The 20,924-nt window shown below is 34.5% G+C and carries 21 protein-coding genes; 8 read left to right on the top strand and 13 right to left on the bottom strand.

Annotated features, from left to right (window positions below):
* Window positions 1–2,256, top strand: coding sequence for a type IX secretion system anionic LPS delivery protein PorZ (porZ, locus tag BW983_RS16215; RefSeq protein ID WP_076552958.1), 2,256 nt, complete (start codon window positions 1–3; stop codon window positions 2,254–2,256).
* Window positions 2,256–2,942, top strand: coding sequence for a DNA repair protein RecO (gene recO, locus BW983_RS16220; protein ID WP_076552959.1), 687 nt, complete (start codon window positions 2,256–2,258; stop codon window positions 2,940–2,942). Before porZ ends, recO begins: the two co-directional genes overlap by 1 nt.
* Window positions 2,943–2,954: 12 nt before the next feature.
* Here recO and BW983_RS16225 read toward each other — a convergent pair whose 3' ends face one another.
* Both BW983_RS16225 and BW983_RS16230 read right to left on the bottom strand, forming a co-directional pair.
* Window positions 2,955–3,431: a GNAT family N-acetyltransferase gene (locus BW983_RS16225; protein ID WP_076552960.1), complete on the bottom strand. Its 477-nt coding sequence runs from the start codon at window positions 3,429–3,431 to the stop codon at window positions 2,955–2,957.
* 3 nt (window positions 3,432–3,434) lie between these two features.
* Window positions 3,435–4,052 (bottom strand): DUF1684 domain-containing protein, encoded by a 618-nt coding sequence (locus BW983_RS16230; protein ID WP_076552961.1) that lies wholly within the window; start codon window positions 4,050–4,052, stop codon window positions 3,435–3,437.
* Between the two features lie 134 nt (window positions 4,053–4,186).
* Here BW983_RS16230 and BW983_RS16235 point away from each other — a divergent pair, with 134 nt between their 5' ends.
* Window positions 4,187–5,767: a GMC family oxidoreductase N-terminal domain-containing protein gene (locus BW983_RS16235; RefSeq protein ID WP_076552962.1), complete on the top strand. Its 1,581-nt coding sequence runs from the start codon at window positions 4,187–4,189 to the stop codon at window positions 5,765–5,767.
* Between the two features lies 1 nt (window position 5,768).
* On the opposite strand, the gene BW983_RS16240 is transcribed toward BW983_RS16235, so the two are convergent.
* From BW983_RS16240 to mqo, 3 genes are all read right to left on the bottom strand, one after another.
* A complete protein-coding gene (locus tag BW983_RS16240; protein WP_076552963.1) occupies window positions 5,769–6,635 on the bottom strand; it encodes an AadS family aminoglycoside 6-adenylyltransferase in 867 nt (288 codons plus the stop codon).
* Between the two features lie 8 nt (window positions 6,636–6,643).
* A complete protein-coding gene (locus BW983_RS16245; RefSeq protein WP_076552964.1) occupies window positions 6,644–7,045 on the bottom strand; it encodes a hypothetical protein in 402 nt (133 codons plus the stop codon).
* 62 nt (window positions 7,046–7,107) lie between these two features.
* Complete coding sequence (mqo, locus tag BW983_RS16250) at window positions 7,108–8,613, bottom strand: malate dehydrogenase (quinone) (RefSeq protein ID WP_076552965.1); 1,506 nt, start codon at window positions 8,611–8,613, stop codon at window positions 7,108–7,110.
* A gap of 511 nt (window positions 8,614–9,124) precedes the next feature.
* On the opposite strand from mqo, the gene BW983_RS16255 reads away from it, so the two are divergent.
* The 3 genes from BW983_RS16255 to BW983_RS16265 are packed head-to-tail and all read left to right on the top strand — an operon-like array spanning window position 9,125 to window position 11,853.
* Window positions 9,125–10,231, top strand: a complete 1,107-nt coding sequence (locus BW983_RS16255) for a hypothetical protein (RefSeq protein ID WP_076552966.1) — start codon at window positions 9,125–9,127, stop codon at window positions 10,229–10,231.
* Between the two features lie 12 nt (window positions 10,232–10,243).
* Window positions 10,244–11,065 carry a hypothetical protein gene (locus BW983_RS16260; protein ID WP_076552967.1) on the top strand — a complete coding sequence of 274 codons (822 nt, stop codon included), beginning with the start codon at window positions 10,244–10,246 and terminating at the stop codon, window positions 11,063–11,065.
* A gap of 11 nt (window positions 11,066–11,076) precedes the next feature.
* Complete coding sequence (locus BW983_RS16265; RefSeq protein ID WP_139329303.1) at window positions 11,077–11,853, top strand: hypothetical protein; 777 nt, start codon at window positions 11,077–11,079, stop codon at window positions 11,851–11,853.
* Window positions 11,854–11,931: 78 nt separating this feature from the next.
* Here the strand turns inward: BW983_RS16265 and BW983_RS16270 are convergent, their stop codons facing one another.
* Window positions 11,932–12,972, bottom strand: coding sequence for an NAD(P)H-dependent glycerol-3-phosphate dehydrogenase (locus tag BW983_RS16270; RefSeq protein WP_076552969.1), 1,041 nt, complete (start codon window positions 12,970–12,972; stop codon window positions 11,932–11,934).
* A gap of 226 nt (window positions 12,973–13,198) precedes the next feature.
* Between BW983_RS16270 and BW983_RS16275 the strand changes: the two genes are divergently transcribed.
* On the top strand, window positions 13,199–14,221 hold the full coding sequence (locus BW983_RS16275) for a M23 family metallopeptidase (protein ID WP_084184546.1): 1,023 nt from the start codon (window positions 13,199–13,201) through the stop codon (window positions 14,219–14,221).
* Between the two features lie 289 nt (window positions 14,222–14,510).
* Here BW983_RS16275 and BW983_RS16280 read toward each other — a convergent pair whose 3' ends face one another.
* The 5 genes from BW983_RS16280 to BW983_RS16300 form a co-directional block, all read right to left on the bottom strand.
* Window positions 14,511–15,683, bottom strand: coding sequence for an MBL fold metallo-hydrolase (locus tag BW983_RS16280; RefSeq protein WP_076552970.1), 1,173 nt, complete (start codon window positions 15,681–15,683; stop codon window positions 14,511–14,513).
* A gap of 19 nt (window positions 15,684–15,702) precedes the next feature.
* Window positions 15,703–16,356: an NAD(P)-dependent oxidoreductase gene (locus BW983_RS16285; RefSeq protein WP_076552971.1), complete on the bottom strand. Its 654-nt coding sequence runs from the start codon at window positions 16,354–16,356 to the stop codon at window positions 15,703–15,705.
* A gap of 58 nt (window positions 16,357–16,414) precedes the next feature.
* Window positions 16,415–16,825: an Rrf2 family transcriptional regulator gene (locus BW983_RS16290; protein WP_076552972.1), complete on the bottom strand. Its 411-nt coding sequence runs from the start codon at window positions 16,823–16,825 to the stop codon at window positions 16,415–16,417.
* A gap of 65 nt (window positions 16,826–16,890) precedes the next feature.
* The gene (locus BW983_RS16295; protein WP_076552973.1) at window positions 16,891–17,841 is read right to left on the bottom strand and encodes a hypothetical protein; all 951 of its coding nucleotides are present in this window, start codon (window positions 17,839–17,841) and stop codon (window positions 16,891–16,893) included.
* A 141-nt stretch (window positions 17,842–17,982) separates the two neighbouring features.
* On the bottom strand, window positions 17,983–18,417 hold the full coding sequence (locus BW983_RS16300) for an FKBP-type peptidyl-prolyl cis-trans isomerase (protein ID WP_076552974.1): 435 nt from the start codon (window positions 18,415–18,417) through the stop codon (window positions 17,983–17,985).
* A gap of 233 nt (window positions 18,418–18,650) precedes the next feature.
* Here BW983_RS16300 and BW983_RS16305 point away from each other — a divergent pair, with 233 nt between their 5' ends.
* A complete protein-coding gene (locus tag BW983_RS16305; RefSeq protein ID WP_076552975.1) occupies window positions 18,651–19,664 on the top strand; it encodes a catalase family protein in 1,014 nt (337 codons plus the stop codon).
* Window positions 19,665–19,894: 230 nt separating this feature from the next.
* On the opposite strand, the gene BW983_RS16310 is transcribed toward BW983_RS16305, so the two are convergent.
* Together BW983_RS16310 and BW983_RS16315 are read right to left on the bottom strand one after the other, a co-directional pair.
* On the bottom strand, window positions 19,895–20,308 hold the full coding sequence (locus BW983_RS16310) for a nuclear transport factor 2 family protein (protein ID WP_076552976.1): 414 nt from the start codon (window positions 20,306–20,308) through the stop codon (window positions 19,895–19,897).
* A gap of 3 nt (window positions 20,309–20,311) precedes the next feature.
* Complete coding sequence (locus tag BW983_RS16315; protein ID WP_076552977.1) at window positions 20,312–20,839, bottom strand: TetR/AcrR family transcriptional regulator; 528 nt, start codon at window positions 20,837–20,839, stop codon at window positions 20,312–20,314.
* Between the last annotated feature and the right edge of the window lie 85 nt (window positions 20,840–20,924).

Genomic DNA, 20,924 nt, shown 5'->3' on the forward strand with positions numbered 1-20,924 from the left:
ATGAAAAAACTCTCAATAATTTCTCTTGGTATTTTAGCATCCCTGCAGTTTACAAAAGCTCAGGTCATTTCATCAAAAAAATGGGCAGATCATTTTTCCTATAATAATGTCTTAGCAATGAAAGAAGACAATGGAAAAATAATAGCTGCTACAGAAAACGGAATTTTCTATTATACAATATCAACAGGAGAAATTACGAAGTTATCTAAAGCCAATGGTCTTCATAATATTGGAATAACAGCGTTTGATTATGACCCAAAAAGCAAAATAGGGGTTATTGGTTATTCAAACGGCTCTATGGATGTCATCACTCCAAACGAAATTAAATATATTGTTGACATTCCTATTGCTGCAGGCTACAACGGAAACAAAAAAATTAACCATATTTCGATTACGGGTGATCAGGCTGTGATTTCCGTAGGATATGGAGTTTCTATTTTTAATATTAAAAAGAAAGAATTTGGAGATTCTGCTTTCTTCTTAAATGCCGGGATTTACGAAGCCAGTAATGAAGCAACAATATTTGGTAACAAGGTATATTCTGTAACCAATACAGGCTTAAAAAGTCATGAATTAAATACTACTTTCCCTGTATTTTCTACATGGACTGTAGAGGTACCTGGTGCATTCAAGCATATTGATGCTGAGACTGATATAGTATTTTCATCTGCAACTTCTGCTTTTATCTACAATAACGGCACACCAATGCCGCTTCCTACTAACTTTATTGATATTCAAGATGTTGTGGTTTCCCCAAACAATATTGTAGTTACCGATAGCAGAATATATTCCTTTGGAACTAATGGTGTATCTCAAAATATAGTAGCTTTGGGAGAACAGTGCAATACAGCTATTGCAGCAAACGGAAAAATATTTGGAGGAACCGTATTTTCCGGAATAAAAGACGAAGGAAATAATATTTATAAACCATCTGGTCCACAATTTAATTTCGCATACAAAATAAACCTTTACGATAACAATCAACTGCTAGTATCCAGTGGTGCTAGGGCGGAAAGATATAATGATGCTGTATTTAATCCTAAAAGACCTGGGTTTTATTATTTTAACGGTACAGAATGGATTTCATCTTCTTATTTCAAAACTTTTACCGGAGAATTAAACATTTTAGATGCGATATTAAATCCTCTTGATAACAACGAAGTACTTTTTGCCAATTATACATATAACAGTCAGGGAGTTTACAAAATGAAGTATAATGCGGCAAATAAAGATTTTGAATTTGTAAAACATTACAGTCTTCAGGCTACACCTTATGGTCGTCGTACCGTAGGTCTTGCCACCGATTCTAAAAATAATATTTTTGCAACAACAGCTTTTAGTAATGGTTCCTCTTCAGTCGCAATTTATGATAAAGCTAAGGATGACTTTTTTCACAAAGAACTTTCTTTAAAGAGTACTTCCATACAAAAACCTATTGTTTATGAAAACATGCTATGGATAGCTTTACCAAGATCTAATAACTTTTGGGTGTATGACTACAAAGACGCACTTAATCTTTCTGATGACAATGATTACATCTTAAGAGAGGCAAACGGATTTGCCGCTAATGCATCTGGATCAATATCGGTAGCAATTGATAAATCCGGTGATGCATGGATAGGAACAGACAGTGGGGTAAGAGTGATCTCTAATGCTGCTTCTGAGATTAAGAGCCCTGATGTAAAGGCAAATCCTATTATAATAGAACAAAATGGCTTGGGAGAAGAGCTTTTCAGAGACTCAAACATTCTTCAGATTGAAGTGGATGGTGGTGATTATAAATGGGTTTCTGTAGATGGCGGTGGTGTATATTATCTATCTTCCGATGGACAGAAGACGATAAAACATTTCACAATGGAAAACTCTCCCCTTCCAACTAACAGTGTTACAGATATAAAAGTAGATAAAAAAACAGGTAAGGTATATTTCGTTACTTATAATGGTATTGTAACCTATCAGAGTGATATCTCTGAAGTAAATTCTAATTTCGGAAACGTGGTAGTTTACCCTAACCCTGTAGTGTATTCTAATTTCAAAGGAAAAGTTACCATTAAAGGGCTTGCCGAAAAAACCAATATAAGAATCGCAGATGCAGCAGGAAATGTAGTACATTCGGCAGTAGCAAGAGGAGGTTATTATGAATGGGATCTTAATAATCAGAAAGGAACCAGAGTTGCCTCAGGAATCTATTTCGTATTAATGACCAATGAAGATGGCTCCGACAAAGCTACAGCCAAAATAGGGGTAGTTAATTAATGAATTCACAACAAGGTTTTTTACTGTCATTTATAAAATATGGGGAAAATGATGCAGTATTGCATTGTTTTACTGAAGAGGATGGTTTTCAGTCTTATTTTCTGAAAGGAATTTATTCTAAGAGAAATAAAAAGAAAGCCTTCCTGCAACCCTTGAACAAATTAAGTTTTACGATTAATCCTGCAAGAGGAAACGGTATACCATCCATTTCAAAATTTGAATTGGTAAAAGACAACGATGTTTACACCGATATAAAAGTAAACACCGTTATATTTTTCATATCAGATTTTCTGAATCAAATTCTTAAGTTTGAGAATAAAAACCCTAGGATTTTCTTTAGCATAGAAAGGTTCATTAATGAATTGGAAAATAAAAACTACCAATGTCATCTGCTTTTTTTAATAGCAATTTTAAAAGTACAGGGAGTAGCTCCATTAGTGGGAGAAGGTAATTTTTTAGACCCTGAAACCGGAACCTTTTCCATTACTTCTACTCATCAATTGTTTGGTGAAAATATTTCTGCAATTTGGAAAGATGTGCTTTGTTCCGAAAATTTTTATAGCGTAAAAATACACTCTTCTTTAAGAAAAGATTTTCTTGACAGCCTTTTGATATACTACCATTATCATATCACAGATTTCAAGAATCCTACCTCATTGGAAGTTATACAACAGATATTTGAATAGTATATATTTAAATTAAAACTTTTTGTACATAAGATACTGAGGTCCACTCCTTCCTATTCTAGTTTTTCCATCAAAAATATATCCTGCTTTAAGATAAATATGATAGGCTAAATCATTTTTCTGGTTAACAGCTAATACAATTTCATTACAGTTTTCAAAATTTTCTTTAACAAAACTATCCACAAGCATCATAGATATTTTCCCTAGTCCTTTTCCCTGCATTTCAGGATTTATAGATAAAGACCTCACCAAAACAGAATCTTCATTATCAGTAAGCTCAAACTTATCTTTTCCAAAATCAAGAACGAAAAAACCAGCGACTATATTACTATCCATAATAGTAATGGGAAACGCATCATTATCATCTCTTTCACTGATACTTTGCAAAGCTTGAGCAGCCGTTGCTGTAAAACGAAGCTGATTTTCATCTAAGGTATAATCCACTCCGGAAAGATGCTTATTAGGATCAAAAAACTCTAGCTTTATCATAATCTAATGGTGATAAATATCTTCATACATTACTCCGGCTCTTATCTCTACAGGAAGTTTATTTTCCTCAGGAACAATAGGACAGTTGTAATCATAAGCATTGTAAGCACAATACGGCTGATAAGATTGGTTAAAATCCAAAACAATAGTATTTCCTTTCGGAATCTTTAAGTCCATATATTTTCCTCCTCCATAGGTTTCCTTCCCATTAGTTTCATCACGGAAAGGTAAAAAAAGATCATCCTTATATTTTTTCTGTTTGATCAGATCCAAACTTTGATATAAAGTAAGAGTGTAAGGTTTCCCTTTTAATTCAAAAGTTACTTTCCCATATTCTTTATAAGACTTGGTCTTACCTGAAGAAGTAGGTAATTCAAAAGGCTTAGCTCTTCTTGTTTTAACGAATTTCGCGGTAACTCTGTATTTAAAATCATACTGAAAAAACGGATGTCCTTTAAAATTGGTAAAATTATCACCACGTAAAGGAGTTGTCTTGGGATTTAAATATTCTGCATCCAGATCTTCCTTGAATTTCTTCATTTCCATAATTTCAGGAGAAACCATTTTTTGAGAAAAAGCCAATAAAGGTAAAAGTAAAAAGATCAATATATATTTTCTCATGAATTCTTTAATTTAAAAGTAAAACTATGAATTTTTCGGGGTATAAAAAGTTAAAATTGTAATAAAATAACACAATCTATTTTAAATATAATATCCCTATATAAATCTAGCATACTTTTTGAGCAGCAATGCCCATGGACAGAAAGAGATTCATCAAGACAAGTGTACTGGCTATTTCCGGTTTTTATTTTCTTCAATCAGAACTTTTCCAGGCAGCAGGACGAAGATCAAATACAATAAAGGAAATAACTGAAGCTCCTATCATTATCATTGGAAGCGGATACGGAGGTGCTGTTTCTGCATTACGTCTTTGTGAAGCCGGAAAAAAAGTTATTATGCTTGAAATGGGGCTTAATTGGGAAAAATCTGGTATTCCATATTCCAATCTTTTAAAACCTGGTAAAAGTTCAGCATGGCTGAGAAAAAAAACAATTGCTCCTTTTATGAATCTTTTCTCTTTGACACCCTTCACCGGTATATTGGACCGATTGGAGTTTGATCATATTAATATTTGGGTAGGAAGAGGTGTTGGCGGAGGTTCATTAGTCAATGGCGGAATGGCTGTTACTCCTAAAGAAAGTTATTTCAAAGAGGTTTTCCCTAGTCTTGATACGGAAAAGTTTTATAATCATTACTTTCCTTTGGTTCGTGAAGAACTTAAAGTAAATGTCATTGATGAGCAATTTTTAAAAGACTGTCCTTATTATAAATTTACAAGAGTAGGTGAAGAAGAAGCACACAAAGCAGGCTTCAAAACAATGAGAGTCCCGAATGTCTATGATTTCAAATATATGGAGAAGGAATTCCGTAATGAAGTTCCCCGCTCAGCTCTCAACACTGAAGTTATCTATGGGAATAATCATGGAAAGAACAGCCTAGATAAAACCTACCTTAAAAAAGCAATGGAGACGGGAAATCTTGAAATTCTTGATCTTCATAAAGTTGAACATATTAAACTTAATAATGATAAGAGCTATACATTAAATGCTCAACAAATCGATACTTCAGGAAATGTAATTGCCGATAAAATTTTTCATTGTAAAAAACTGATTCTCGCCGCAGGAACTATGGGAACCTTACAACTTCTATTACAATCCAACGCTATAAATGATTTTCCCATTCATGAAAATATTGGGAAAAATTGGGGTAACAATGGAAATTTTATGACAGGAAGAAATTGGGTAAAGCCGTTATCAGGAGGAACCGGCACAAAACAGTCTACAATTCCCGTGGGTGGAATTGATAACTGGGAAGATCAGGAACATACTTTTTTCACCGAAATAGCTCCTTTACCAATGGGAATGGATGTTGCCACAGCTTTATATTTATTGATTAACAGAGTTGACAAAAAAGGTGAAGTAACTTATGATAAGGTCAATCATTTACTAAAATTAAATTGGGATGAAAGTAATACGGTCAAAATGAGAGAAAATGCCAAATACTTTGTCAGAAAAATGAACAAAGCCAATGGTGGTACAAGAAGTCACTTTTTGTTTAATAATGGTTTTGGAGCAGATATTTGTTATCATCCACTTGGAGGATGTGTTTTAGGAGAAGCTACCAATGAATTTGGAAAGTTAAAAGATCATGATAATCTGTATGTTTTAGATGGCTCGTTGATTCCCGGAACAATCGGGGTTAATCCGTTTGTAACGATTACCGCAATTTCAGAGTATTGTATTGAAAACCTTATCAAACAGAATGAGTTTGCCTAAATTATGACATTTCCCTTACTTCAATAAGATAGTTTCTGATGTCCTGCTCGTGTTTTTCAGGATAGATAAAATTTAGTTTTTTTGCCAGATCATTCCCCAGCTCATGCACAAGATCTGCGAAGGCAAATAAAGCAGTCCAATTTTCGTCAATATTGCTTCCTGAGAATGTTGCCTCTACTCTATTCCATAGATTTTCAGAAAGATATTTTTTGAAAAGTCTTCCGTGTTTATTGGTTGTAATATTATTCCAGCCTTGATTACTTGCAATATACCATTCTATCAAAGGAACAAGGTAATCTGTACGAAGAATATTTTCAGACATGAATTTAGCATAAAAAATATCACCGCGTCCAAGACATTTTGCAACATATGTTGTATCCCACCAAAAATCATTGAGTAGCTGTTGAAATTTCTTTTCTGTAGGCTGATGAATCATAATGGACTGATAAGTTGGAGACTTTAAGTTCTTTGTTAAGCCATCTTTATCCACTAAAACCCTGTATCCAAGATCCCAATCTTCCGGAAGTATTTCTTCCTGAACTTCTTTTGAAAACTCAGCTACCTGATACAGCTTAAAATCAACTTTCACATGGTCTTTATACAAAACCATCTTCATGGCATGTTTCCCATCAAAAGCTGTGTCATCTTCTTCGATCATAGAAATTGGCGCTCCAAATAGTTTAAGCCATTCATTATTGATTTCGTAGGATGTTCTATTTTTAAAAACAAGCTCTACATCAAGATCACTGAAGTCATCCACTGGAGCATACGGATTCACCAATGAACTTGTCAACAAAACAGCTCGGATATCCGGATTGTTTTCTGCCCATTGAATAATCTGCTCAAGTTTTTCTTCTCTGATCTTCATATTATTTATTAGTAAGATTCTGATATTTTCACCCGATAGACATCTGAAGAATTTCTTTTAATAGATTCTACAAAGAAACCTCCTTCTTCGGGTATCACTTCTTTCAAATCAAAACTTTTACAATCTTTTGGTAAACCTGAAAATATTAAAGTAAACCAAAAGTCCTTCATAAAAGGAACCGGCGTCCAATACGGAGAAATTGAAATATTCTCTGCGTGGATCATTTTACTTCTATGCTCAGACTGGTTATCAAAAAGATAAGTTGAATGCCAGATCCTGATCAGGTTTCCTAAAAATGGTGATGCCGGAAAACAACAATGTATAATCACCTGTTTCTCCTCTTCTGTTTTTGCCTGAAGGGATTCCAGGAGTTCTTTTGCAATGACCGGTTTTGTAATAACTTCTTCCACCTTTTATAAGTAATAAATAATGAGCAATGAGTAATTGATCTACCCATTGCTCATTATCAATGTTAATATTCTAATTCCAGTTTTTCTTTTGTATAAGTTCTTACCTGTTCTGTAAGTTCTGGATGTTCTGCTAATTTCTGTCCATATGATGGAACCATTTCAAGTAACTTTTCTCTCCATTCTCCGTTCAGTTTCTCTGGGAAGCATTTTTCAAGAACATTCAGCATAGCCTGTACTGCCGTTGACGCTCCTGGTGAAGCTCCCAATAAAGAAGCAATAGTTCCGTTTTTGTTAACAACCACTTCAGTTCCAAACTCCAGTTTCCCGCCTAGTTTATCATCTTTCTTGATGATCTGAACTCTTTGTCCTGCTACTTTCAATTCCCAATCATCTTCTTTAGCATCTTTGATAAATTCTCTTAAGTGTTGCATTCTTTGAGATTTCGTCATCGCTACCTGCTGAATAAGGTATTTTGTAAGGGGAAGATTATGCCACCAAGCTCCGAATAAAGATCTAAGGTTTTTAGTATTTACACTTTCAGGTAAATCAAGATAGCTGCCTTCTTTCAGGAATTTTGTTGAGAATCCAGCAAAAGGACCAAAAAGAAGAGCCTTCTGACCATCAATAATTCTAAGGTCAAGGTGAGGAACAGACATTGGTGGAGCATCTACTGTTGCTTGTGTATATACTTTAGCCTGATGTTTTTCTACCAATTCCTGATTATGAGTTACCAACCATTGTCCGGATACCGGAAAACCTCCATATCCTTCACTTTCTTTAATATCTGAACTGTCTAATAAAGGAAGTGCATATCCTCCGGCACCGATGAATACAAAATCAGCAGTAACCTCTTGTTTATGGCTGTGAATTCTGTCTTTCACTTTCATTTCCCATTTTCCGTCCTCTTTAGGATTCACATCCTTTACTTCGTGATATAAGAAAACCTCAACTTTTGAATCTTCCAACAGGTGTCTACCCATTTTTCTGGTCAATGTTCCAAAGTTAACGTCTGTTCCCATATCCATTTTGGTAGCAGCCATTACTTCAGATTTATTTCTTTTACTCATAACCAACGGAATCCATTCTCTTAATTTATCATGATCTGTAGAGAATTCCATTCCTGAGAAAAGAACAGATTCTGACATTTTATCAAAACGCTTCTGAAGGTATTCGGCATCTTTTTCTCCAAACACCAAACTCATATGTGGACATGAATTGATAAAATCTTTTGGTTCACTGATATAACCTTTTGCTAATAGATAAGACCAAAACTGTTTGGAAATTTCAAACTGTTCTGCAATGCTTTCTGCTTTCTTGATATCAATACTTCCGTCAGGATTTTCAGGAGTATAATTTAGCTCACAAAATGCGGAGTGCCCTGTTCCGGCGTTGTTCCATGCTGCTGTACTTTCTTTGGCAAATCTTCCTAGTCTTTCAAAGATGGCAATTTCAAGTTTTGGATCAAATTCATGAAGCAGCGTTGCTAAAGTGGCACTCATGATTCCGCCACCTATCAGTACAACGTCGTATTTAGGTTTCGGTGTTCTGCTTGTAAGCGATTGTGACATAATTTTAAATTTTAGTTCAAATTTCGTGAAAAGTTTTAACAACAGAAACGCGTTTAACGATTTTAACACGTTATTTTTTGTGATAAAAGCACTTCTTAATTATGCAACAAAATATTATGGAAAGTTTCAATAAAGTTTCATTGAAATGATTAATAAAGACACTTACAAATCTTAAAATTTGATTAAAAAAGCATTTTTTTTCCTTCTTAATAATTCACTAAAAGGTAAGTAATTATAGTCTTCTTAATTTATAAAAATTTAAGTTTATTTAAGTTCGCGATATAGAATACTTAAACCATAATAGTTTACGCCAATATCTTTATTCAATAAAAGGTGATAAAACTTTACATATTAATCAGTAAAATTCACTTTAATTTGATAAATATGTAATTTTATAGATTAAAATCTATTAAAAACGCATAAAATATTGATTTTTTATACGTAACTTCCAATTAAATTAATACCATATTACTGTGTATTTAATTGAAAATATTTCTTAAACATATTAAAGATGAAAATTATTAACTTCGTAAGCACATTGTTCGCTACAGTGGTTTTTGCCCAAAGCGGAAGTGTAGGAATCAACACGTCCAAACCGGACCCCAGTGCAATTCTGCATATCGAAAATTTCAATGGAGTTTCAGCTACAGCCACTGCCAGTGTATCAGGAGGAGCCGTAAGCGGAACTACCATTACAAATGGAGGAAGTGGCTATATCACCGCCCCTACGGTAAACTTTTATGGAGGTGGAACTGTTGTAAATGGGGGAACAAAAGCCCGTGCTACGGCAAACCTTACTAATGGAGTTCTTACCAGTATTACTATTAATAATGGAGGAAGTGGCTATACAACTGCTCCAACTGTTGTTATCTCCGGAGGTAATAAAGGAATGTTATTCCCTAATCTGAATATTACAGATCTTAATAACACTACTTCCCCGGTCTCTTCTCCTGCGAATGCTCTTATTGGCTATAACGGAGGAACAAACAGCAATAATAAAGCGTTGCATATTTTTAATGGAACAACAAATCAATGGCAAAGTACAATTGATGCTGAGAATACACCTAAAGTTGCTTACCTTGATTTTACAGGAAACTTATCTGCTTTGGACAATGCCAGTGCCGGTGTCAATACACAACTTATGGTAAATCCTCCTACTATTTCCGGTGTATCAAACATTAATGGCTTCAAGGTTGTTCAGAATCCAAGTACAGGAGGATATTCTTTGGTGCTTCCGCAAGGAAATTATCTGGTAGAAGTAAACCTTAACCTGAATTCTCCTCAGGAAATTCCATCGGGGCAAGGCGGAACGGCTCCTCTTTCAGGCAGTACCTATTATCTGATGGGGTATTTTATAGATTTTACTAACGATATATATAATAATACTAGTAATACATTCATATCAGGAGCTAATACAAGAAAAGAGGTCCCGATTGTTTCTAAGGTAAACACCAATCATTTAGCGACTTGGTCATATTATTACAGTGTTCCTGTAAATGCTAATGCTAATATCATTGGAGGATTAAGATTGCGACTGGGAAGAATGCAGAACAGTACTTTTTATGATCTGGTGAATGTGATTCCTACCGGATCTTATATTAAAATATCACAACTCTAAAAACAACAACATATGAAAAGAAGTTATATTCTGCTATTATTAATTATAGCACAGATAATATATGCACAAGTAGGAATTGGTAAAACATCTGTGAATGGCTCTGTAGTGTTGGAAGTATCAGAATCTACAAATAAAGGAGTCCTTCTTCCGAGAGTTGACATTGTAGACATATTAAGTAATACCAGCCCGATAATTGCTCCTGCACAGGGTCTTATTGTATATAATAAAGGAAACTCAATCAGTCCGGGACTTTATATCTGGAAAAACAACAGATGGACGCAGATGGCGGATACTTATAATCTTGTAAGTTATATGATGCTCCAGCGTTCTACAGATTATCCTATATTGGGAGGTTTTAGCAACGGTACTTTTAAAAATCTTACAGATGCCTCTTTTACAGTTGTATCCAATGATATTGGTGCTTCTTATAGTACGTCATCGGGAGCCATTACACTTCCAGGGAACAGTGGTTATTTGGTAAATCTATGCCTTAATATAAGAACTGCACTTGAGAGCAGTACAGCTGGAATCGGAGCTACTCCTGTTCATTTGCATCAATACCTTGTAAAGCTTGTAGATCCAGTTACCGGTACTCAATACGGGAAAACAATCAGTATCAATGCACAATCAATTGCCAGTAATAAAACACATACTCTAAATATGAGCTTTTCTTTTGTCTCTACATCAGCAACACCTATCTCATTGGTTCCTTCTATTGCTCATGACGATGGAGGTACTTATCAGATGCTTGCCGGAGGTACCACTCCAAATAATGGGGAAATCATCATTACCAATACAAAAGTAGACATTCAAAGATCAGCCCTTAACCAATAATTACCATTACAATGAAAAACTATATATATCTTGTTTGTATGTCTGTCATTTTGATTGGCGTCTCTGTTAATGCTCAAGTTGGTATTAATACAAATAATCCTAGTATAAGCAGTGTATTAGATATTAATTCATCTAATAAAGGAGTACTTTTCCCACAATATGATCTTGTTTCTCTCAGCAGTACCTCATCTCCTATTGCCAACCCTACGGATGGTCTGATGATTTATAATAAAGGAGGAGTATCTACTTTCCCTAAAGGGTACTACGTTTGGGTTCGGGATCAGTGGCAACGTATCATTATTTCCGGAGCTGAGCCCCAAGCAATGTCTTTGATTATCAATTCCGGTGTTTTAATTCCTACCGGAAGTACTAATAATACACTGGCTAACTTTACTGTAGCAGCTAACAAAATCACCGGAGCGTCACTGGGAAGCGATACTTCTACCATTACTCTGCCGGCAGGTACTTATATTCTTCGCTATTCTGTAGATTCCAGCAATGGTAATAACAATAACGGAACAGCTAATACTCAATATCTTTCTCAGAATTTCACATGTACACGGTCTTATATTGTTAATGCTGTTGGAGGTGCAAATCTTACAGAAATTAATAGAATGTGCCAGCTATCAAGTTCTTTTACCTTCTTTCAGGGAAGTTATTTTTTAAAATTAACAGCTCCTACTACAATCAGACAAAAATTTGAATTTGATACAGGAAATGGATTTACAGCCAGCAATCTGAATGTAAGATCTTCCCTGGCTCTTGTTATCACTAAAATGAGCCAATAAAAAAGCTTAAGCAGAAAATACTTAAGCTTTAGATATGATTTAAAATAAGGTTTCTTATCCAGGAACCTTATTTTTTATTTAGTTCAATTTTGCCGTCAGCTTCTTAAATTGTTTTTCAGCATTTTTACCTTCATAAAGAATCGCATAAACGGTATCAATAATCGGTAATTTTAAATTTTTCTGCTTTGAAGTTTTGTAAATAGATTGGGCTGCATAGTATCCTTCCGCCACCATATTCATAGACTGGATTGCAGATTTCACTGTATATCCTTTTCCGATAAGGTTTCCAAGGTTTCTGTTTCTGGAGAACAGAGAATATGCAGTTACCAAAAGATCTCCCAGATAAGCACTTTCATTTACATCTCTTGGTGCTTCGTAGATTGCTTCCAGGAAAATTTCCATTTCACGGATTGCATTGGAAACAAAAACTGCCGTAAAGTTATCTCCATATCCCAGCCCACTTGCAATTCCGGCACCAATGGCAAAGATATTTTTAAGAATGGCACTGTATTCATTCCCCAGAATATCCTTACTGGTTTGTACTTTGATAAAATCTGAACTGAACACTTCTTCCAATTTTTTTGCCGTCTCATCTTCTACTGTTGCAATAGTAAGGTATGAAAGTCTTTCCATAGCCACTTCTTCAGCATGACAAGGTCCTGCAATAACAGCCTGATTTCTGAAACCAATTTTAAACTCATCACGAAGATAATGTGCTACTACATCATTTACTTTAGGAATAATTCCTTTAATTGCAGAAACAAAGATTTTATTGGAATAATCACAAGTCATTTTTTCCAATGTATCAGACAGGTAAATAGATGGTGTTGCCAAAACAATAACATCACAGGCAGAAACCAATTCATTAATATCAGTAGTCAGTTTTAAACTCTTCAGATTGAAATGAGCAGCCGTAAGATAAGTCGGGTTATGACCACGAAGCTCAATAGCGCCTTTTACAAACTCACTTCTTACACACCAGTGTACTACTTTACAGTTTTCAACAAGCATTTTTACGATAGCAGTTGCAAAGCTTCCGCTTCCTACTACTCCTACAGAAACATCCTTTTTAGTCTTTTTTGGATTCGAAGATTCTGAAATAATTTTCTTTTTAGCCATAATTGGAATGTGAACTGCAAATATATTAAACATAGATTTAACAGAATACTTTAAGGCATGATAAAAACCATTTTCTGAAAAAAATAATGCTTCAACACAATTAAATATACATTTCAACGTTAGATACAGAAAAAACTGAATTTTAAATAAAGATAACTATCAAAACTTATTTTTAATTAAATTTGCAGTCTTAAAAAAACCGTTTTAATATTCTAAGAGAGGAAATATGAAAAAATTTCTAAACAGCAAGAAGAACGTAAATATTCTCCTGGGAGGACTTTTATTAGTAGTTTTTGCACAAGGTATCTTTATTGCAAAGCTCTTTTCAGAAAAGGATGACAAGACCTATGCAGTAAACCTTGTAAAAATAAACACTGAAAAAGACAGTGTAGATTATCTGAAAATGAAAACAGATCTTACTTTGGTAGATCAGACTGTTACTCAACTGAACTCTTTCCTGAAGTCCAAAGACATTTCTAATGAAAAGCTAATGATGCTTGATCAGGACAGTATTGCCAATTCTATTTATTTATCTAAACAAGCCAATCGATACAGCCAGTATCTGATGGATTTACAGAAAAAACTGATGCAGGTTCCATTGGGAATGCCTACAGACGGTTATATCTCATCTAATTTCGGAATCCGAAAAAACCCTATCCCGTTCAAAACAGTTTTTGCTTCGGTAAAAACTAGCTCTGCGCCCGAAACAAAAGCTGTAGCAGCTGCTCCAAAACCGGAAGTAAAAGCCGAACCGGTAGAGAAAATAGTTGAATTAACTGACAGCTACGGAAATAAAAGAGAAGTAAAAGTAATGGTAACTCCAAAAGCTACTCCCGCTGCAACAGCACCAACGGCTACTTCAACATCCACAAAAACTGTTGCTACATCATCTAAAGCTCCTGTTGAAAGAAATAATCCACCTGCAGAAGCTGATCAGATGCAATTCCATAAAGGATTGGATATTGCGGTTGCTTTTGGGTCTGACGTAAGAGCTGCAGCGGCTGGAACCGTTATTTTCTCAGGACAAAAAGGAGGATATGGAAATTGCGTGATTGTTTCCCATGGAAATGGTCTTGCTACTCTTTACGGACATTTATCTCAGCTTGTTTCTAAAGTAAATGAGAAAGTAAAAGTAGGTCAGGTGATTGCCAAGTCAGGAAACTCCGGACGTTCTACAGGTCCTCACCTTCATTATGAAGTACACAAAAACAATACTCCGGTAAATCCAAGGTTGTTTATGAATCTATAAAAGAAAGCTGTCTCAGATGAGGCAGCTTTTCTGTTTCTTTTTAAACACAAAGAACACTAATGATTTCACAAATATCACAAACGTGGTGATTGCATTGATCGATCTGCGTAATCTGTGAAATCTGTGGGAGATTATTTCAACGCAAAGTTTTTATTATCCTTTCATTAATTACAAGGAAGCTAAGAATTAATCAACATGCTAATTGCATGAAGCTTTGAAAATATCTTTATGATTAATTCTTGTAGTACATAGTACAACACAAAAACGGCTGCCTTTGGCAGCTGTTTTTTTATTTTACAATCTTAAGAGTTCCTTTCGGGTGGGTGAATGTACCGTCTTTTCCTGCAATATTAGAATAGACTATATTTTTATTATAATCCTGAATGTGTGTTACATTGAAACCTAAATGAGGTTCGTTCCAATATACCATAAAAACATTTTTTGCAACTTCTAAGGCTGTATATTCTACCGTATCAGTGCTGCCTTTTGAACTTCCGGCAGTTCCGGTAAAGGTCATTGTTTTATTATTCTTAAAATCCAGAAGGAATTTTACAGCTCCAAAATCTACTTCCACTTTCTGTCCGATAGCCGGATAAGGTGATTTTAAATCCCAAGCCATTTCTCCAAGAAAAACTTTTACTCCCATTTCCAATTCATCTTTTCCGGGAAGATTCGGATATTTTTTAACCATAAAGTCTACAATCGCAGGGGTAGTTTTATTCTCAGTAACTGCTTTTTTATAGTTTTCCAGATATCCTTTAACAAAATCAAGGGACGTTGGTGATAAAGATAATTTGGCAAAATGTGAAGCCACTACCTGTTCAGGCTTCAGAGACTTCATTGCATCTATTTGTCCTATCCATTGATCAATAGCCTTTACATTCTGTGTATCTGCCATCCAAAGGTGTGAATCTACAGAAACAGAAATACCTCCTGCAATAGTTTTGATAGACGGAATCCAAAGAAAGCTGTGAGCGGAGTCTTCAGGATTTTGTTTAATCTCAATTTTATTTCCTTCCAGATCAGGAACAGAAGTTACTGCTTCCGGAACAAATATTTCTGAAGGAGCATCAGCTTTCAATTGGGGTGCCCAAACTGCCAGTTTATCATCTTTTGAAGCGGAAATAAGATAAGCTGTCTGTGCTGTGGAAATAATTTTCACATTTGGAAATGCTTTTTTAATCACATCCAGTCCAAAATAAAAATCAGGATCACTGTGGGATATGAAAACTGTTTTTAAATTCTTTCCTGTTGATTTGATTTCTTTTACCAATTGTTCTGCATACTGCTTTTGAAACTGAGCATCAATAAGTATTGCGTCTTTATCACCATAAATAATGGTAGAAGTAATTGGAAAAATAGCCTTGGTTCCGGGGTTATACACTTTTACTTTCAGATTTCCGGCAAATATGCTTATGAAACCTAAAATGGCGATCAGGGATAATAATTTTCTTTTTAACATTTTTGTTCTTTTAATTTAATTAGTAAGCTGCTGTAAAACGTTCACGGATATGATTGTTCTGCTCCAATTCATCTACTAAAGCTACCGCTACATCTTCTACAGAAAGGCGGCTTCTTCCGTTTTCATCAAATACAGGAGTTTCTAATGAAGTTCTGTATTTTCCTGTTCTTGCTCCTACGTTTGCCTGATTCATCTCTACTGCAGGGCTGAAGAATGTCCAATCCAAAGTATTATTTTCTTTGATCTTGTTCAAATAGTCTCTTGCAGCGGTTGCTCCCGGTTTGTAAGCATCAGGGAAATCCGGTGTATCTACGATCTGTACATTATCCGGTGTGTAAAGGCTTCCTGCTCCTCCTACTACGATCAGTCTTTTTACTCCTGATTCTACCACAGCTTTCTCGATGTTCTCAGAACCGTTTAAAAAGTCATTGTAAAGATTAGGATTTGTCCATCCTGCATTGAAAGCACTGATTACGGCATCAGTTCCTTTCAAAACTTCTGCTAATTCTGTTACATTGTTTACATCTACGCTTTTAGCGGTTACATTTTCTTGTGTTTTTACCTTCGACGCATCTCTTACTAATGCTTCTACTGCATATCCTCTGTCTGCTAATTCTGTTACGATGTGTGATCCTACAAATCCTGTTGCACCGATTACTGCTACTTTTTTCATAATATTTTTATTTTAATTAATTGTAATAAATTTTGTTACATTTATAGTTAAAAAAATTTTATTCGAACTGATCTGCGAATTCCTGCAAAGATTTATCTCCTAAAAAATTAATAACCAACTGATCTGTTTCTTCAAATAATGTATTCAAATGAACATTGATTTCTTTCCCTACGCTACAAGCCGGATTAGGATTCTGATTTTTCTTTCCTAAGACTTCTGTGTTTTTTACAGCCTTATAAATTTCTGAAATCGTAATTGTATTAGCATCTTTTGCAAGCTGACTTCCTCCTTCTTTCCCTTGTCTGCTTATAATCAAACCAGCTTCTCTTAATACGCTTATTTCTTTTCTTACAATCACAGGATTTACATTAATACTACCCGCAACCCAATCAGAGGTTAACCACTCCTGAGGGCTTTTTGACAATAAGGTCATTATATGTACTGCCGTAGCAAATCTTGTATTGTTCATTGTAATTACATTGCAAAGATAGACAAATTTTAATTGTAACAAAATATATTACAGTTAAATTTTTCTTAAAGGATTAATTTGTCCAAATCCAGCAGTAAATAATTGATGTTTTGATTGATCGTTCTTGTTGCGGACTGCATCTGATTAAGCATTGCTGCACGGTTATGAAGATCATCTGCCCTGTAAAACCCACCATCACTGAAAATTACGGACTGATCTGCGGCTCCTTTATCGTCATCGAATTGGTAATGAAGCCATCTTTCTTTCATATTCCCGATAATAGAACGTTCTTCTCTATTGGAAAACTTCTTCTCCGTATACATATACCAAATGAAGGGTGGAAAGTTTGGAGACTCCAGTTTCTCTCTCCAGATGTCTCTTAAAAGATTTCGTTGATGAATAAATTCTACTTTCTTTCCTTTAGGGTTAAGTGTTGCCAAACCAAATCCTGCTCCAAGAACCCCTCCTCCGATATCAATGGCGTTACTCCAACCCTGATCTCCAACAATTCCCCCGGCAATTGATGCTGCTGCTCCTGTAATGATAGAATATAGAATAAGTTTATTATTTCTGGAAGAATTCAGGTTATCCACATAATTTCCTATCTGTGCCACTCTTTCTCCTTCACAATCGAATTCTGCTGCCACAGCATCCAACTCTGTGAGTGCAATCGTAATTTTACTGTTGATTTTGGTTTTTAACTGTAAAACTTTAACCTGGGAAGCTAATGAAGAATCTTTTTTAAGATCAATGATCTCGTGAACCTCATCCAGATTATCCAATGCATTAAGGATTAAAATACTCTGATCAGAAAACATTTCTTTCAGCTCTTTATTGGCTGCCAGAATAGAATCTGAATTGTAAGAAGGAACTTTATTACTGTAATTATATTTGAAAGGAGCCTTACAATAGCTGTCTTTCAAAGTAAGTATGTTCTGCTGGATCAACTGATTCTTTTTGGAAACACATGAAGTAAGCAGACTGAAAACGATAAAAAGGTAAAAGAGCTTTTTCATTTAAACCAATTTTTATACAATAGCTGAATCATTTGTCAGAAATCATCAATCAGTTTCAATATAATTCATCAGTACGAATATAATACAAATAAAAAAATTTACCTGAAATCAGGTAAATTTTTAATCTATTTTTAAGCAGGATTATTTAATATCCAATAATTCCACTTCGAAAACAAGGGTACTGTTTGGTCCGATTTCCTTGCTGATCTCCTGGTCTCCGTAAGCTAAGTGAGGAGGGATAATCAATCTCCATTTACTTCCTACAGGCATTAACTGAAGAGCTTCTGTCCATCCTGAAATCACTCTGTTTAAAGGAAAAGATGCAGGAGTACCTCTTTTTACAGAGCTATCAAATACTTTTCCAGAAATAGTAGTTCCATGATAATGGCATTTTACTGTAGATTTAGGTCCTGGCTTCGCTCCCTCACCCTCAGTGATAATTTCATATTGTAAGCCGCTTGGTAATTGCACTACGCTTTCTCTTTTACCATACTCTTCCATATATTCCTTACCATCCTTAAGGTTCTTTTCTGCTAATTCTTTTTTACGTTTAAATAACATATCTGCTACTCCCATATTATAATTTTTTACAAAGATAATGCTTTTTAAAGTTGGAGAAGTTCTTCATCGACGTATGAGTTTAAAAAACTAGACATCAAATACTTAAATATTTTTTTCATCAAACAGATACTTTATCTTGAATATAATATTGTTACTTTCAATAATATATTCAAAAAAGTTCAAAAAATTGTAATAATCCCTTAACACAGATTTAAAAACTTGGCGTTATAATTGAATTTAAAAACTAAATGCCAAATCCACTAAAATATAATAAGAAGTTTGATGAGCTTAATGAAGAGGAAAAACAGCTTCTTGAAATCAACAAAAAATCTATTGCCGATTTCGTTGAGCAATCTTCCTCTATAAGTGATGTCAATTATGCAACCAGAAATGCCCACGCAAAAACCTATGCTGTGGCAAAGGGAACGTTTTGGATAGATCCAGTAATTCCTGAAGCCCTGAAGCCATTTTTTGATAAAGAAAAATTTGATCTTATCATAAGATTCTCAAACGCACAACTGAAAATTAAAAACTCCAAAAAGGATATTCCTGCCTATGGTTTTGCGGTACAAATCCGAGATGAAAATAATAATCTGCTGTCCAATTATCCATTGGTAAATTTTCCTTTATTTCCAGTGAATTCTGTTTCTACATTTTTGAAATTATTCACTGCGATCAATCGTTTTTATCTTCAAGGGTGGCGAAATTTATTTTCTATCATCACTCAAATGACGAAACTTCTCCCTTCGGTTTTCACAGGATCTTTTATCAGGAATATTTTAAAATTGATTGGTAAAAGAAATGACTTCATCCTTTCTTTTGATTATCATTCTGTAGGCGCTTTTCGATTGGGAGATCATATGATAAAGATAAAGCTAAGTCCAAAATCCGTCAATAAGAATATCGGAAAGAAACAAAATACAAGAAAAGCCTTAAGAAGTTATCTTCAGAGAAATGATTTTACGGCTGATGTTTTGATTCAGCTTTGTTATGATCTGAAAGACCAGCCTATCAATAATCTGAATGTAGAATGGAAAAACTCTCCTTTCATTAAAATCGGTGAGGTAAAAATAGATAAGAATTCTTTATTGAATCCTCGTGAATCCTGTAATGAACTTCTTTCTTTTAATCCTTTTGAGAGTAAAGCAATTTTCCAGCCTGTTGGGAAGATACAGAAGCTGCGTGATGAAGCTTATAAAGTGTCTGTGCAGACGAGGAGAAAGATCAATACGCTTTTGCATGGAAAGAAAAGTGAGCTGTAGACACCAATTCTGAGATTAAAAATCGCCACGAATTCACGAATAATTTTATTTACGTGTAAAAATATAGTTAGATACTTTTTATCCCATAAGCAAATGGAGGATCTAAACTATCGCAGATTTTGCTGATTATGCAGATGAGAAAAATTTTTAATCGCAGCGAATGAACTAATAAAATCATTCGTGCATTCGTTGCAAGAAAAAACCTCGGTTTTTACCTATGGTCTCTCTTTTTATTTAAACTTTCTGTCTTCTTCTTTGATAGGAAGATCATTGATACTGGCATATCTTTTAGCCATTAATCCGTTTTCATCAAATTCCCAGTTTTCATTTCCATAGGCTCTGAACCAGTTCCCTTTTTTTGTCTGATATTCATATTCAAAACGGACAGCAATTCTATTGTCTGTATGTGCCCAGTATTCTTTCTTCAGTTTATAATGAAGTTCTTTGTTCCATTTTTTCTGAAGAAAACTTACAATCTGTTCTCTTCCATTGATAAATGTGTCTCTGTTTCTCCATTCACTGTCGATAGTATATGCTTTGGAAACTTTTTCAGGATCCTGACTGTTCCATGCATCTTCTGCCATTTGAATTTTCTCCTTTGCCGTTTCAAGGGTGAAAGGAGGTAGCGGATGTTTTTGTTCCATTCTTTAAGCTATTAAATATGTTACTATTTTTTTTGTTTTTTCTATCAGTTCATTTGATTTGAAAAGCTGGCTTTCTATAATACTACTTTCGAAAAGCATGTAGATATGATCAGAAAGAACATCATCTTTCAATATTTCTAAAAAGTAGTTTCTCAGATCTGCTTTATGAGACTGAATAACACTTAAAATTTTAATATTATCCACAGGAATTTCTGATAAAATATTAAGGAAACTGCAACCTCTGAAATGCTCTTTTTCATTCATATAAATCAAGAAGTCAAATGCACTGATTATTTTTGAATAAAGACCTTTTGACGGTAATGAAAATGTATGAAGCTCATTAAACCAATATTGATGTCTTACATTGAGGAATTCTACACATAGATCTTCCTTGGATTTAAAATGAAGATAGAAACTTGCCTTTGCTACTCCTGCATCTGCAATAATTTGATTAATTCCGGTAGAGTTATATCCTTGTTTTGTAAATAATTCAAAGGTTGTTTCTACAATTCTTTCTCTTGGAGATCTCATATTCTTTATATTTTGTAATTCAAAGGTAATACTAAAAAACAAAATGGACAGACAAGTTTGTCTATTTTGTTTGTAATTTTTTAAA

The sequence above is a fragment of the Chryseobacterium ureilyticum genome, assembly GCF_900156735.1.
Taxonomy (GTDB): domain Bacteria; phylum Bacteroidota; class Bacteroidia; order Flavobacteriales; family Weeksellaceae; genus Chryseobacterium; species Chryseobacterium ureilyticum.

Coding starts and splice junctions, on each gene's coding strand:
- BW983_RS16240 (WP_076552963.1), bottom strand. CDS start 6,635: ATGAAGATCAGAGAAGAAAAACTTGAGCAGATTATTCAATGGGCAGAA.
- BW983_RS16295 (WP_076552973.1), bottom strand. CDS start 17,841: ATGAAAAAGCTCTTTTACCTTTTTATCGTTTTCAGTCTGCTTACTTCA.
- BW983_RS16235 (WP_076552962.1), top strand. CDS start 4,187: ATGGACAGAAAGAGATTCATCAAGACAAGTGTACTGGCTATTTCCGGT.
- BW983_RS16275 (WP_084184546.1), top strand. CDS start 13,199: ATGAAAAAATTTCTAAACAGCAAGAAGAACGTAAATATTCTCCTGGGA.
- BW983_RS16230 (WP_076552961.1), bottom strand. CDS start 4,052: ATGAGAAAATATATATTGATCTTTTTACTTTTACCTTTATTGGCTTTT.
- BW983_RS16225 (WP_076552960.1), bottom strand. CDS start 3,431: ATGATAAAGCTAGAGTTTTTTGATCCTAATAAGCATCTTTCCGGAGTG.
- BW983_RS16260 (WP_076552967.1), top strand. CDS start 10,244: ATGAAAAGAAGTTATATTCTGCTATTATTAATTATAGCACAGATAATA.
- BW983_RS16310 (WP_076552976.1), bottom strand. CDS start 20,308: ATGGAACAAAAACATCCGCTACCTCCTTTCACCCTTGAAACGGCAAAG.
- BW983_RS16280 (WP_076552970.1), bottom strand. CDS start 15,683: ATGTTAAAAAGAAAATTATTATCCCTGATCGCCATTTTAGGTTTCATA.
- BW983_RS16300 (WP_076552974.1), bottom strand. CDS start 18,417: ATGGGAGTAGCAGATATGTTATTTAAACGTAAAAAAGAATTAGCAGAA.
- BW983_RS16255 (WP_076552966.1), top strand. CDS start 9,125: ATGAAAATTATTAACTTCGTAAGCACATTGTTCGCTACAGTGGTTTTT.
- BW983_RS16305 (WP_076552975.1), top strand. CDS start 18,651: ATGCCAAATCCACTAAAATATAATAAGAAGTTTGATGAGCTTAATGAA.
- BW983_RS16290 (WP_076552972.1), bottom strand. CDS start 16,825: ATGAACAATACAAGATTTGCTACGGCAGTACATATAATGACCTTATTG.
- porZ (WP_076552958.1), top strand. CDS start 1: ATGAAAAAACTCTCAATAATTTCTCTTGGTATTTTAGCATCCCTGCAG.
- BW983_RS16265 (WP_139329303.1), top strand. CDS start 11,077: ATGAAAAACTATATATATCTTGTTTGTATGTCTGTCATTTTGATTGGC.
- BW983_RS16270 (WP_076552969.1), bottom strand. CDS start 12,972: ATGGCTAAAAAGAAAATTATTTCAGAATCTTCGAATCCAAAAAAGACT.
- BW983_RS16285 (WP_076552971.1), bottom strand. CDS start 16,356: ATGAAAAAAGTAGCAGTAATCGGTGCAACAGGATTTGTAGGATCACAC.
- mqo (WP_076552965.1), bottom strand. CDS start 8,613: ATGTCACAATCGCTTACAAGCAGAACACCGAAACCTAAATACGACGTT.
- recO (WP_076552959.1), top strand. CDS start 2,256: ATGAATTCACAACAAGGTTTTTTACTGTCATTTATAAAATATGGGGAA.
- BW983_RS16315 (WP_076552977.1), bottom strand. CDS start 20,839: ATGAGATCTCCAAGAGAAAGAATTGTAGAAACAACCTTTGAATTATTT.